This window comes from Streptomyces sp. NPDC012466 (assembly GCF_042955215.1).
In the GTDB taxonomy this organism is placed as follows: Bacteria; Actinomycetota; Actinomycetes; order Streptomycetales; family Streptomycetaceae; genus Streptomyces.
This window is the reverse complement of record NZ_JBIBEQ010000011.1, coordinates 145,094-158,226: the sequence shown is the minus strand read 5'-3', so window position 1 is coordinate 158,226 and position 13,133 is coordinate 145,094. Positions and strand designations below refer to the sequence as shown.

General features: G+C 70.6%; 11 protein-coding genes. 9 read left to right on the top strand and 2 right to left on the bottom strand.

The annotated features are described in order from the left end of the window. Positions 1 to 92: 92 nt before the first annotated feature. Together thrS and ACFY9E_RS33585 are read left to right on the top strand one after the other, a co-directional pair. On the top strand, positions 93 to 2,069 hold the full coding sequence (gene thrS, locus ACFY9E_RS33590; RefSeq protein WP_390990599.1) for a threonine--tRNA ligase: 1,977 nt from the start codon (positions 93 to 95) through the stop codon (positions 2,067 to 2,069). Positions 2,070 to 2,135: 66 nt separating this feature from the next. Further along, positions 2,136 to 2,696 (top strand): HIT domain-containing protein, encoded by a 561-nt coding sequence (locus ACFY9E_RS33585; protein ID WP_390990597.1) that lies wholly within the window; start codon positions 2,136 to 2,138, stop codon positions 2,694 to 2,696. 71 nt (positions 2,697 to 2,767) lie between these two features. On the opposite strand, the gene ACFY9E_RS33580 is transcribed toward ACFY9E_RS33585, so the two are convergent. Then, positions 2,768 to 4,435, bottom strand: coding sequence for a hypothetical protein (locus ACFY9E_RS33580; protein ID WP_390990594.1), 1,668 nt, complete (start codon positions 4,433 to 4,435; stop codon positions 2,768 to 2,770). Between the two features lie 171 nt (positions 4,436 to 4,606). Continuing rightward, positions 4,607 to 6,805, bottom strand: coding sequence for an elongation factor G-like protein EF-G2 (locus ACFY9E_RS33575; protein ID WP_390990591.1), 2,199 nt, complete (start codon positions 6,803 to 6,805; stop codon positions 4,607 to 4,609). Positions 6,806 to 7,021: 216 nt separating this feature from the next. On the opposite strand from ACFY9E_RS33575, the gene pgsA reads away from it, so the two are divergent. The 7 genes from pgsA (at position 7,022) to ACFY9E_RS33540 (ending at position 13,070) form a co-directional block, all read left to right on the top strand. Next, on the top strand, positions 7,022 to 7,804 hold the full coding sequence (gene pgsA / locus ACFY9E_RS33570; protein WP_390990588.1) for a phosphatidylinositol phosphate synthase: 783 nt from the start codon (positions 7,022 to 7,024) through the stop codon (positions 7,802 to 7,804). Beyond that, positions 7,801 to 8,709: a phosphatidylinositol mannoside acyltransferase gene (locus ACFY9E_RS33565; RefSeq protein ID WP_390990586.1), complete on the top strand. Its 909-nt coding sequence runs from the start codon at positions 7,801 to 7,803 to the stop codon at positions 8,707 to 8,709. Before pgsA ends, ACFY9E_RS33565 begins: the two co-directional genes overlap by 4 nt. Beyond that, entirely contained in the window at positions 8,706 to 9,917 is a 1,212-nt protein-coding gene (locus ACFY9E_RS33560; protein WP_390990584.1) for a glycosyltransferase, read from the top strand. Before ACFY9E_RS33565 ends, ACFY9E_RS33560 begins: the two co-directional genes overlap by 4 nt. Before the next feature lie 146 nt (positions 9,918 to 10,063). Beyond that, positions 10,064 to 10,606, top strand: coding sequence for a hypothetical protein (locus ACFY9E_RS33555; RefSeq protein ID WP_352118577.1), 543 nt, complete (start codon positions 10,064 to 10,066; stop codon positions 10,604 to 10,606). Between the two features lie 135 nt (positions 10,607 to 10,741). After that, positions 10,742 to 11,647, top strand: a complete 906-nt coding sequence (gene pdxS, locus ACFY9E_RS33550) for a pyridoxal 5'-phosphate synthase lyase subunit PdxS (RefSeq protein ID WP_126390171.1) — start codon at positions 10,742 to 10,744, stop codon at positions 11,645 to 11,647. 13 nt (positions 11,648 to 11,660) lie between these two features. Further along, the gene (pdxT, locus tag ACFY9E_RS33545; protein WP_390990580.1) at positions 11,661 to 12,269 is read left to right on the top strand and encodes a pyridoxal 5'-phosphate synthase glutaminase subunit PdxT; all 609 of its coding nucleotides are present in this window, start codon (positions 11,661 to 11,663) and stop codon (positions 12,267 to 12,269) included. Between the two features lie 48 nt (positions 12,270 to 12,317). Further along, entirely contained in the window at positions 12,318 to 13,070 is a 753-nt protein-coding gene (locus tag ACFY9E_RS33540) for a YebC/PmpR family DNA-binding transcriptional regulator (protein ID WP_384168999.1), read from the top strand. Positions 13,071 to 13,133 lie beyond the last annotated feature (63 nt).

Genomic DNA, 13,133 nt, shown 5'->3' with positions numbered 1-13,133 from the left:
TTTCGCGGAGGGGGGTCCCGGGTCGGTACGATCCTTACTCGTGCGCGCGCTCCGGTATGGCGCCCGCAGCCCCCTTCAGTCAGGAGAGACCGGTGTCAGACGTCCGTGTGATCATCCAGCGCGATTCCGAGCGGGAAGAACGCGTGGTGACGACGGGCACTACGGCCGCCGAGCTCTTCGCCGGCGAGCGCTCGATCATCGCCGCCCGCGTGGCCGGCGAGCTCAGGGACCTGTCGTACGCCCTGTCCGAGGGCGACGAGGTCGAGGGCGTCGAGATCTCCTCCGAGGACGGCCTGAACATCCTGCGCCACTCCACCGCGCACGTCATGGCGCAGGCCGTGCAGGAGCTCTTCCCCGAGGCCAAGCTCGGCATCGGCCCGCCCGTCAAGGACGGCTTCTACTACGACTTCGACGTCGAGAAGCCGTTCACGCCCGAGGATCTCAAGGCCATCGAGAAGAAGATGCAGGAGATCCAGAAGCGCGGGCAGAAGTTCTCCCGCCGCGTCGTCACCGACGAGGCCGCCCGCGAGGAGCTGGCCGACGAGCCCTACAAGCTGGAGCTGATCGGCCTCAAGGGCTCCGCCTCGTCCGACGACGGCGCGGACGTCGAGGTCGGCGCCGGTGAGCTGACGATCTACGACAACCTGGACGCCAAGACCGGCGACCTGTGCTGGAAGGACCTCTGCCGAGGCCCCCACCTGCCGTCGACCCGGGCGATCCCGGCGTTCAAGCTGATGCGCAACGCGGCCGCCTACTGGCGCGGCAGCGAGAAGAACCCCATGCTCCAGCGCATCTACGGCACCGCCTGGCCCACCAAGGACGAGCTGAAGGCGCACCTGGAGTTCCTCGCCGAGGCCGAGAAGCGCGACCACCGCAAGCTCGGCAGTGAGCTCGACCTGTTCTCCGTCCCGGAGCAGATCGGCTCCGGCCTCGCCGTCTTCCACCCCAAGGGCGGCATCATCCGCCGGGTCATGGAGGACTACTCGCGCCGCCGCCACGAGGAAGAGGGCTACGAGTTCGTCTACACCCCGCACGCCACCAAGGGGAAGCTCTTCGAGACCTCGGGCCACCTGGACTGGTACGCCGACGGCATGTACCCGCCCATGCAGCTCGACGAGGGCGTGGACTACTACCTCAAGCCCATGAACTGCCCGATGCACAACCTGATCTTCGACGCGCGCGGGCGTTCCTACCGTGAACTGCCGCTGCGCTTCTTCGAGTTCGGGACGGTGTACCGGTACGAGAAGTCGGGCGTCGTGCACGGCCTGACCCGGGCCCGCGGCTTCACCCAGGACGACGCGCACATCTACTGCACCCGCGAGCAGATGTCGGAGGAGCTCGACAAGACGCTCACCTTCGTCCTCGGCCTGCTGCGCGACTACGGCCTGACCGACTTCTACCTGGAGCTGTCCACCAAGGACCCGGAGAAGTTCGTCGGCTCCGACGAGGCCTGGGAAGAGGCGACCGAGACGCTGCGCCAGGTCGCCGAGAAGCAGGGCCTGCCCCTGGTGCCCGACCCGGGCGGCGCCGCCTTCTACGGCCCGAAGATCTCCGTCCAGACCAAGGACGCCATCGGCCGCACCTGGCAGATGTCGACCATCCAGCTCGACTTCAACCTGCCGGAGCGCTTCGACCTGGAGTACACGGGTCCCGACGGCTCCAAGCAGCGCCCGGTCATGATCCACCGCGCGCTGTTCGGCTCGATCGAGCGCTTCTTCGCCGTGCTCCTGGAGCACTACGCGGGCGCCTTCCCGGCGTGGTTGGCCCCCGTCCAGGCGGTCGGCATCCCGATCGGCGACGCGCACGTCGACTACCTGGAGAAGTTCGCCGCGGCGGCCAAGAAGAAGGGCCTGCGCGTCGAGGTCGACTCCTCCTCCGACCGCATGCAGAAGAAGATCCGCAACGCCCAGAAGCAGAAGGTGCCCTTCATGGTCATCGCGGGCGACGAGGACATGTCCCACGAGTCCGTCTCCTTCCGCTACCGCGACGGCTCGCAGGAGAACGGCATCCCCTTCGACGAGGCCATCGCGAAGATCCAGAAGGTCGTCGAAGAGCGCGCTCAGGTCTGATCCCACGGCGTACGGGCCCCCGGTGAGATCCCGGGGGCCTTTGCCGTCCCCCCAGCTCGACGCCATATGCTGCACTGCATGACGAGTGAGCCGGAGCAGCAGCTGGGAGTAGGGACGCAGGACGCGTTCCAGCGTCTGTGGACGCCCCATCGGATGGCCTACATCCAGGGCGAGAACAAGCCGACCGGCCCGGGCGCCGGCGACGGCTGCCCCTTCTGCTCCATCCCGGCCAAGTCCGACGAGGACGGGCTCGTCGTCCGCCGTGGCGAGCAGGTCTACGCGGTGCTCAACCTCTACCCGTACAACGGCGGGCACCTCATGACCGTGCCCTACCGGCACGTCGCCGACTACACGGACCTGACGGCGGGGGAGACCGCCGAGCTCGGCGAACTCACCAAGCAGGCGATGACGGCCCTGCGCACGGCCTCCGGCGCACACGGCTTCAACATCGGCATGAACCAGGGCTCGGTCGCCGGCGCGGGCATCGCCGCGCACCTGCACCAGCACATCGTGCCCCGCTGGGGCGGTGACACGAACTTCATGCCGGTGGTGGGTCACACCCGCGTGCTGCCGCAGCTGCTCGCCGACACGAGGAAGATGCTGGCGGAGGCCTGGCCGACCAGCTGATGTCCGGCCTCTGCGGCCTCCGCGGACGAGGCCGTCCAGGCCGACGGGGTCCGGGGGCGCGGCCCCGGGAGCTACGCGTCGTAGACGTCGGCCTTCTTCGGCGCAGCCTCCTGAACCGCCCCGCTGAGCGCCGCGGACCTGGACCCGAACTTCTCCACGTCCACCCCGTTCTCCCGCAGCACCTTCAGCGCCGCCGTATGCACCACCCGCAGCACGGGCGTGGCCGCGCGCAGCGCGTCGTCGGCCATGAAGCGATGCCGCCACGGCTGGTCGGCCCACGCGTGCCGCAGACCGAACGGCTCCGGCAGCGTCAGGCTGCCCCCGAGCCAGTTCAGCAGCGGCGGATACCAGGTCAGCGGGGCGCGCGCGGCGAGCCGGACCACCTCGTCGGCGTCGATCAGGGGCATCTTCACGGTGCGGGTCTCCCAGAAGCGGAAGGCCTTCTGGACCGTCTTCTCCTTGGCCGCCGGCTTCTCGTTGAACAGAGAGTTGACCGGCCCCAGCGCGTGCCCGGTGACCTCGATGCGCAGGGTGTCGTGCAGCACGGTCACCGTGATCAGCATGGTGATCACCAGGTGGCCGTCCCACAGGGTCCACTGCACGCCCAGGTAGTGCCGGTCACCGCTGCCGAACTGCTGCTTGTTGCAGATGTCCTGGACGGCGTGCGTCCGCACCGTGTACGCGTCGACGTCCGTGCCGCTCGGCCGGGACACCTCCGTCGCCTTCTCGCCGATCGGCGTGACGACCCAGTGCGTGATGGACGGCTTGGGGAAGCCGCCGGTGTTGATGGACGTGCGCTCCAGCATGCCGAGGCCGCCCTGGATCGCCACGATGACGTCCCAGCTGCGGAAGGGGTGGAACTCCTTGCCCGGCTCGGCGGAGACCAGCTCCTCGGCCAGCTGCCAGCTGCCCCACCGCGTGCCCATGCCGAGTATGCCCTTGGGCCCCGCGTAGAAGACCGAGTTGGACCGCTGCTCGGCGGCGAGGCGGGCCAGTTCCTTGCGGACCTGCTCGGCCGCGTCACCGGGATTGCCGGGGACGGCCTCGGGGATCTTGGCGCCCACCCCGCCGCCCGACAGCAGGCTCGACCAGCGATCCCGCAGGTCACGCGCGGTCCGCTCGCAGATCTGCTTGGCCCAGAACCAGCCGACGACCGGCATGATCACCGCCGCGCGTCCGTACAGGGCCCAGAAGCCCGTGAACGGCATGCGGATCAGGAACAGCACGGCCAGCGCGCCCACGGCGAGCAGCAGCGTGGTGGCGAGGGCGCCGGCCCGCTTGTCCTCGCGCTTGGTCATGGTGGTGCGCAGCGTGAAGACCAGCAGCCACACCAGGAAGCCCGGCAGGAACAGCACCCCGCAGATCACCGTGATCGCCGAGAGCCAGTTGTCGCGGTCGCGGCGGATGCGGTGGGCCGCCAGACAGTGCTCCACGACGACCTGGGGCTCGATGCCGAAGGACTGGATGACCGGCTTGCGCCCGGCGCCCAGCATCCGGTCGATCACCGCGCGGGAGAAGGCCTCGCCGAACCTGGGGCGGAAGATCTTCGCCCAGGACCGCGGCGGGGTCACCTTGGACTGGTGCCACTCGTTGTCGGCGTTCAGGATCTTGGTGACCTCGTCGTCCCGGTACGCCGCCGCGGCCAGCGCGTAGGTCGCCGCCGTCTGGCCGCTCGCACCCGCCAGAGGCACCTGGGCCCCCGGGCTGAAGTCGAATCCGTCCGTCACTGCCGCCCCCATCGCTGCCGCATCCGCATCTGCGGCCTTCCCGACTTCCGCGCTCCGCACACCTGTTGATCAGGTCATCAGCGTATCCGTCCGCACCGGCACGCGGGGGCGGGCGGCCCGTCAAGCCGTCCGCCCCCGCGCAGGGGAGCCCCCACAGGGGCACTTGGTGGCGCCCGGCGCCAACTACGAGGCCTTGCGCTCCTCTTCACGCACCCGGTCCGCGACCTGCTGCGGCATCGGTTCGTGCCGCGCGTACCGGCGGCTGAACCCCGCGGTGCCGTGCGCCATCGACCTGAGGTCGATCGCGTACCGGCCGATCTCGATCTCGGGCACCTCGGCCCGGATCAGGGTGCGTCCGCCGGGTGTCTGCTCCGTACCGAGCACCCGGCCGCGCCGCCCCGACAGATCGCTCATCACGGCGCCCACGAAGTCGTCGCCGACCAGCACCGACACCTCGGCCACCGGCTCCAGCAGATGGATCTTCGCGTCGGCGGCGGCCTCCCGCAGGGCGAGCGCGCCGGCCGTCTGGAACGCGGCGTCGGAGGAGTCCACCGAGTGCGCCTTGCCGTCCAGGAGGGTCACCCGTACGTCGATGAGCGGGTACCCGGCCGCGACTCCCCTGGCCGCCTGGGCCCGTACGCCCTTCTCCACCGACGGGATGAACTGCCGGGGCACCGCGCCGCCCACGACCTTGTCGACGAACTCGATGCCGGAGCCGCCGGGCAACGGCTCGACCTCGATCTCGCAGATGGCGAACTGCCCGTGCCCGCCGGACTGTTTGACGTGCCTGCCCCGGCCGGCCGACTTGGTCGCGAACGTCTCGCGCAGGGACACCCGGTGGGGGACGACGTCGACCTGGACGCCGTACCGGCTGCGCAGCCGCTCCAGGGCGACGTCGGCGTGCGCCTCGCCCAGGCACCACAGGACCACCTGGTGGGTGTCCTGGTTCTGTTCGAGCCGCATCGTCGGGTCCTCGGCCACCAGCCGGGCCAGACCCTGGGACAGCTTGTCCTCGTCCGGTTTGCTGTGGGCCTGGATGGCCAGCGGCAGCAGCGGGTCGGGCATCTGCCACGGCTCCATCAGCAGCGGGTCGTCCTTGGCGGACAGGGTGTCGCCGGTCTCGGCGCGGCTGAGCTTGGCCACGCAGGCCAGGTCGCCCGCGATGACGTGCGACACCGGGCGCTGCTGTTTGCCGAACGGCGTGGACAGGGCGCCGATCCGCTCGTCGACGTCGTGGTCCTCGTGCCCGCGGTCGGCCAGCCCGTGCCCGGAGACGTGGACCGTCTGGTCGGCGCGCAGGGTGCCCGAGAACAGACGGATCAGCGACAGCCGTCCCACGTACGGGTCCGAGGAGGTCTTCACGACCTCCGCGACCAGCGGAGCGTCCGGATCGCAGGGCTTGAGCTCGCGCGGCGTGCCGTCGATGGCCGTGACCCGCACCCTCTCGTGCTCCAGCGGCGTCGGGAAGCCCCGCGTGATCAGCTCCAGCAGTTCCACGGTGCCGAGCCCCTGCCGGGCGCCCTCGCCCGCCGGGGCGGCGGCCAGCACGGGGAAGAAGACCCCGCGTGCGACGGCCCGCTCCAGGTCCTCGATGAGCGTCTTGACGTCGATCGGCTCCCCGCCGAGGTAGCGGTCCATGAGGGTCTCGTCCTCGCTCTCGGCGATGATCCCCTCGATGAGCCGGTTGCGGGCCTCCTCGATCAGCGGCAGCTGGTCCTCGCCCGGCTCGGATTCCTTGCGCTCGCCGGCCGAGTAGTCGAACAGCTTCTGCGACAGCAGCCCGACCAGACCGGTCACGGGTGCGTGCCCGTCGGGTGTCTGGGGGCCGTGCAGCGGCAGGTAGAGCGGCAGGACCGCGTCGGGGTCGTCCGCGCCGAAGGCCTCCGCGCAGTTCCGGGTCATCTCCTCGAAGTCGGACCGCGCCGACTCCAGGTGCGTGACGACGATGGCCCGGGGCATGCCCACGGCCGCGCACTCCTCCCACACCACGCGGGTCGAGCCGTCCACGCCGTCCGAGGCCGAGACGACGAAGAGGGCCGCGTCCGCCGCGCGCAGACCGGCCCTGAGCTCCCCGACGAAGTCGGCGTATCCGGGGGTGTCGAGAAGATTGACCTTGATGCCGTCCCACTCGACGGGCACCAGGGAGAGCTGTACCGAGCGCTGTTGCCGGTGCTCGATGTCGTCGTAGTCGGAGACGGTGCCGCCGTCCTCCACGCGGCCCGCCCGGTTCACCGCCCCCGCCGTGAGTGCGAGGGCCTCCACCAACGTGGTCTTGCCCGATCCGGAGTGGCCGACCAGCACCACATTCCGTACGGACTGAGGGTGGTCGGCCGCTCGTGCCCTGCCGGCGGCCCCAGGGTGTGTCTGTGCCTTGTCGCCCATGATCCTGCCTCCCGTGCACGGTGAGGTCACTGTGGGCGCGGACATGCCGCCCGCGTACGGTGGCGGCTCCGGCGACGCCCGCGGTTCTTCGAGCTTTCCACTCCGGTCACGGTGCGTCCATACGAACGACGTGATCCCGCCTCCCACCAGCGACGCGCCGGTTCCGCCCAAGGGGTCCTGGTGCCCGCCCCTCGCCCACGCGCGCGCGTGGCTACGATGGGCCAGCCGGTGGCCAGCAGGGGCCATGCGGCGACACCGACCCTCGGGAAGGCCATGCTGAACAAGTACGCGCGTGCATTCTTCACGCGTGTCCTCACACCGTTCGCCGCGTTTCTGATCCGCCGGGGCGTCAGCCCCGACACCGTCACGCTCATCGGCACCGCCGGCGTGGTCGCGGGAGCGCTGGTCTTCTACCCCACGGGCGAGTTCTTCTGGGGCACGGTCGTGATCACGCTCTTCGTGTTCTCCGACCTCGTCGACGGCAACATGGCCCGCCAGCTCGGCCGCTCCAGCCGGTGGGGCGCCTTCCTGGACTCCACGCTCGACCGGGTCGCCGACGGCGCGATCTTCGGCGGTTTCATCCTCTGGTACGCCGGCGGGGGCGACGACCTCGTCCTGTGCGCCGTCTCGATCTTCTGCCTGGCCAGTGGCCAGGTGGTGTCCTACACCAAGGCCCGGGGCGAGTCGATCGGCCTGCCGGTCGCGGTCAACGGGCTCGTCGAGCGGGCCGAGCGGCTGGTGATCTCGCTGGTCGCCGCGGGGCTGGCGGGCCTGCACGCCTTCGGTGTGCCGGGCATCCAGTACCTGCTGCCCGTCGCCCTGTGGATCGTCGCCGTGGGCAGTCTCGTCACGCTGATCCAGCGGGTCGTCACCGTCCGCCGGGAGTCCGCGGAGGCCGAGGCCGCGACGGCTGCGCAGGACACCCAGGACACCCAGGGCTCCCAGGACAATGAGGACGAGCAGCGGAACGCCTCTCACGGGAGCGAGGCGGCCACGTGAGCACTCAGGACCGGCTGACGGACACGCTGTACGGCCTCGGCTGGAGCACGGTCAAGAAGCTCCCCGAGCCGGTCGCCGTACGGCTCGGCAACACCATCGCCGACCTCGCCTGGAAGCAGCGCGGCAAGGGCGTACAGCGCCTGGAGAGGAACTACGCGCGCGTGGTGCCCGGCGCGAGCCCCGAGCGCCTCGCCGAGCTGTCCCGCGCGGGCATGCGCTCCTACCTGCGCTACTGGATGGAGTCGTTCCGCCTCCCCGCCTGGAGCCCCGAGCGCATCGGGGCGGGCGTCGACGTCAAGGACCTGCACTACCTGCGGGAGGGCATGGCGGCGGGCAAGGGCGTCATCCTCGCCCTGCCCCACCTGGCCAACTGGGACCTCGCCGGCGCCTGGGCCACCACCAAGCTGGGCATCCCCTTCACGACGGTCGCCGAGCGCCTGAAGCCGGAGACGCTGTACGACCGGTTCGTCGCCTATCGCGAGGGGCTCGGCATGGAGGTCCTGCCGCACAGCGGCGGCACCGCCTTCGGCACCCTGGCCCGGCGGCTGCGCGACGGCGGCCTGGTCTGCCTGGTCGCCGACCGCGACCTGTCGGCCTCCGGCGTCGAGGTGGACTTCTTCGGTGACACGGCCCGGATGCCGGCCGGACCCGCCCTGCTCGCCCAGCAGACCGGCGCCCTGCTGCTGCCCGTCACCCTCTGGTACGACGACTCGCCCGTGATGCGAGGCCGCGTCCACCCGCCCGTCGAGGTTCCCGAGTCGGGCACGCGCGCAGAGAAGTCGTCCGTCATGACACAGGCGCTGGCCGACGCCTTCGCCGCCGGGATCGCCGAGCATCCGGAGGACTGGCACATGCTGCAGCGCCTGTGGCTCGCGGACCTCGATCCAGCGAAGGGATCCACGTGAGGATCGGCATCGTCTGCCCGTACTCCTGGGACGTGCCGGGAGGCGTCCAGTTCCACATCCGCGACCTCGCCGAGTACTTCCTCCGCCTCGGCCACGAGGTGTCCGTCCTGGCCCCGGCCGACGACGACACCCCGCTGCCGCCGTACGTGGTCTCGGCCGGGCGCGCGGTGCCGGTGCCGTACAACGGCTCGGTGGCCCGGCTGAACTTCGGCTTCCTGAGCGCCGCCCGGGTGCGCCGCTGGCTGCACGACGGCGCCTTCGACGTGATCCACATCCACGAGCCGACCTCGCCCTCGCTGGGCCTGCTGACCTGCTGGGCCGCCCAGGGGCCGATCGTGGCCACGTTCCACACCTCCAACCCGCGCTCCCGCGCGATGATCGCCGCGTACTCGATCCTCCAGGCCGCGCTGGAGAAGATCAGCGCCCGGATCGCCGTGAGCGAGTACGCCCGGCGCACCCTGGTCGAGCACCTCGGCGGGGACGCGGTCGTGATCCCGAACGGCGTCGACGTCGACTTCTTCGCCAAGGCCGAGCCCAAGGCCGAGTGGCAATCAGACGAGGCGCGAAGCTCCGTTGAGGGCGGTGGTGGGAGACGGGCGGGCGGCACCATCGGCTTCATAGGGCGCATCGACGAGCCCCGCAAGGGACTCCCCGTGCTGATGAAGGCCCTGCCGAAGATCCTCGCCGCGCGTCCCGGGGTCCGGCTGCTGGTGGCCGGTCGCGGCGACGAGGAGGAGGCCGTGGAGTCCCTGCCCCCGGAGCTGCGCTCCCGCGTCGAGTTCCTCGGCATGGTCAGCGACGAGGACAAGGCCCGCTTCCTGCGCAGCGTCGACCTGTACGTCGCGCCCAACACCGGCGGCGAGAGCTTCGGCATCATCCTCGTCGAGGCCATGTCCGCCGGAGCCCCCGTCCTCGCCTCCGACCTGGACGCCTTCGCGCAGGTCCTGGACCGGGGAGCGGCCGGTGAACTGTTCCCCAACGAGGACGCGGACGCCCTGGCCGACGCGGCCGTGAGCCTCCTGGAGGACCCGGAGCGACGAGCGGAGCTGCGCGAGCGGGGGAGTGCCCACGTACGGCGCTTCGACTGGTCGACCGTCGGCGCGGACATCCTTTCCGTCTACGAGACGGTGACGGCCGGTGCGGCGGCGGTCGCCGAGGACGAGCGCACGACCGGGCTGTGGGCGCGACTGGGGTTCGCCCGGGACTGACCCCGGGAGACGGCGGCCCGCTTGGGCCCCGCACACCGTCCGCCCCGCACACCGTCCACCCCGCACACCTTCTGCCCGGCACACCCGGGACGGCGGATGGGGCGGGGTGAACCGGTGGGCCTGTCGTGCCGCTAGCCTTGCCGCCCGTGACCACCACTCTCATCTGGATCGCCGTCGCCCTGGTCGCGATCGGGCTCTACCTGAGCTGGACCGCGGGCCGGCTCGACCGTCTCCACGCCCGGATCGACGCCGCCCGGGCCGCCCTGGACGCGCAGTTGCTGCGCCGGGCCTCGGTGGCACAGGAACTGGCGACGTCGGGGGTCCTGGATCCGGCCGCCTCGATCGTGCTCTACGAGGCCGCGCACGCCGCCCGGCAGGCCGAGGAGGAACAGCGGGAGGTGGCCGAGAGCGACCTGAGCCAGGCGCTGCGGGCCGTCTTCGGGGAGGCTCCGCAGGTGGAGGCGGTACGCGAGGCGCCCGGCGGAGAGGAAGCGGCCCGGGAACTCACCGAGGCGGTCCGCAGGGTGCCGATGGCCCGGCGCTTCCACAACGACGCCGTACGCGCCGCCCGGGCCCTGCGCCGCCACCGCAAGGTGCGCTGGTTCCGCCTGGCCGGCCACGCGCCCTTCCCCCTGGCCTTCGAGATGGACGACGAGCCTCCGGTGGCCCTGGTGGACCGGGCCGCCTGAGCCCCCTTCACGGTCGTTTTCCGGCCGTCCGTCGCAAAAGAGTCCACGGCCTTCCCATTGGCCCTTGCTGTGGCCTGGTTCTCTCGCGTTTCCTCAGTGCTGCAGAAATCCTCTTTCCCCTCAGTGAGGTCACCCGTGTCCATCTCCGAAAACCAGGCTCCCGAGACCGGCACCGCCCGAGTGAAGCGCGGCATGGCCGAGCAGCTCAAGGGCGGCGTGATCATGGACGTCGTCACGCCGGAGCAGGCGAAGATCGCCGAGGACGCGGGCGCCGTGGCCGTCATGGCCCTGGAGCGGGTCCCGGCCGACATCCGCAAGGACGGCGGCGTGGCCCGCATGTCCGACCCGGACATGATCGAGGGCATCATCGACGCCGTCTCGATCCCGGTCATGGCCAAGTCCCGCATCGGCCACTTCGTCGAGGCCCAGGTCCTGCAGTCCCTCGGCGTCGACTACATCGACGAGTCCGAGGTCCTCACCCCGGCCGACGAGGTCAACCACTCCGACAAGTGGGCCTTCACCACGCCGTTCGTCTGTGGCGCGACCAACCTGGGCGAGGCCCTGCGCCGCATCGCCGAGGGCGCCGCGATGATCCGTTCCAAGGGCGAGGCCGGCACCGGCAACGTCGTCGAGGCCGTCCGCCACCTGCGCCAGATCAAGAACGAGATCGCCCGCCTGCGCGGCTACGACAACAACGAGCTGTATGCCGCCGCCAAGGAGCTGCGCGCCCCGTACGAGCTCGTCAAGGAAGTCTCCGAGCTCGGCAAGCTCCCCGTGGTGCTGTTCTCCGCCGGCGGTGTCGCCACCCCGGCCGACGCCGCCCTGATGCGCCAGCTCGGCGCCGAGGGCGTCTTCGTCGGCTCCGGCATCTTCAAGTCCGGCGACCCGGCCAAGCGCGCCGCCGCCATCGTGAAGGCCACCACCTTCTACGACGACCCGAAGATCATCGCGGACGCCTCCCGCAACCTGGGCGAGGCCATGGTCGGCATCAACTGCGACACTCTCCCCGAGGCCGAGCGCTACGCCAACCGCGGCTGGTAAGGCACAAAAATCCATGAGCGACACCCCCGTCATAGGCGTCCTGGCCCTCCAGGGCGACGTTCGGGAGCACCTCGTCGCCCTGGCCGCGGCCGACGCCGTGGCCAGGCCGGTGCGGCGCCCCGAGGAACTCGCCGAGGTGGACGGTCTCGTCATCCCCGGCGGCGAGTCGACCACCATCTCCAAGCTGGCCGTCCTGTTCGGCCTGATGGAACCCCTCCGCGCGCGCGTGCGGGACGGCATGCCCGTCTACGGCACCTGCGCCGGCATGATCATGCTCGCCGACAAGATCCTCGACCCGCGCTCGGGCCAGGAGACCATCGGCGGCATCGACATGATCGTGCGCCGCAACGCCTTCGGACGGCAGAACGAGTCCTTCGAGGCCTCCGTCGCCCTCCGGGGCATCGAGGGTGACCCGGTGGAGGGCGTCTTCATCCGCGCCCCCTGGGTGGAATCCGTCGGCGCCCGGGCCGAGGTGCTCGCCGAGCACGGCGGCCACATCGTCGCGGTCCGCCAGGGGACCGCGCTGGCCACGTCGTTCCACCCGGAACTGACCGGCGACCACCGCGTCCACGCCCTGTTCGTCGACATGGTGCGGGCGAACCGGACAGCCGGATCCTTGTAGGATTCCTGCGTTCGTTGCTGAGATGGGTTACGCGAAGGAGACAGGCAGATGTCCGGCCACTCTAAATGGGCTACGACGAAGCACAAGAAGGCCGTGATCGACGCCAAGCGCGGCAAGCTCTTCGCGAAGCTGATCAAGAACATCGAGGTCGCGGCGCGAATGGGCGGCGCCGACATCGAGGGCAACCCGACGCTCTACGACGCCATTCAGAAGGCGAAGAAGTCGTCGGTCCCCAACAAGAACATCGACTCGGCGGTCAAGCGCGGAGCGGGCCTGGAGGCCGGCGGCGCCGACTACGAGACGATCATGTACGAGGGTTACGGCCCGAACGGTGTCGCGGTGCTCATCGAGTGCCTCACCGACAACCGCAACCGCGCCGCCTCCGAGGTCCGCGTCGCCATGACCCGCAACGGCGGCTCCATGGCCGACCCGGGCTCGGTGTCGTACCTGTTCAACCGCAAGGGCGTCGTGATCGTCCCCAAGGGCGAGCTGACCGAGGACGACGTGCTGACCGCCGTGCTCGACGCGGGCGCCGAGGAGGTCAACGACCTCGGCGAGAGCTTCGAGGTCCTCAGCGAGGCAACCGACCTGGTCGCGGTCCGCACCGCCCTCCAGGACGCCGGCATCGACTACGACTCCGCCGACGCCAACTTCGTCCCGACCATGCAGGTCGAGCTGGACGAGGAGGGCGCCAAGAAGATCTTCAAGCTGATCGACGCGCTGGAGGACAGCGACGACGTGCAGAACGTCTTCGCCAACTTCGACGTCAGCGACGAGGTCATGGAGAAGGTCGACGCGTAACGCCGCCGCGAGCTGCGGGGCTCGATGGGCTCAACGGGCCGACGGGACACACCCGTCGGCCCG

Coding starts and splice junctions, on each gene's coding strand:
- ACFY9E_RS33585 (WP_390990597.1), top strand. CDS start 2,136: ATGCTGCACTGCATGACGAGTGAGCCGGAGCAGCAGCTGGGAGTAGGG.
- ACFY9E_RS33580 (WP_390990594.1), bottom strand. CDS start 4,435: ATGGGGGCGGCAGTGACGGACGGATTCGACTTCAGCCCGGGGGCCCAG.
- ACFY9E_RS33575 (WP_390990591.1), bottom strand. CDS start 6,805: ATGGGCGACAAGGCACAGACACACCCTGGGGCCGCCGGCAGGGCACGA.
- pgsA (WP_390990588.1), top strand. CDS start 7,022: ATGGGCCAGCCGGTGGCCAGCAGGGGCCATGCGGCGACACCGACCCTC.
- pdxT (WP_390990580.1), top strand. CDS start 11,661: ATGAGCGACACCCCCGTCATAGGCGTCCTGGCCCTCCAGGGCGACGTT.
- ACFY9E_RS33540 (WP_384168999.1), top strand. CDS start 12,318: ATGTCCGGCCACTCTAAATGGGCTACGACGAAGCACAAGAAGGCCGTG.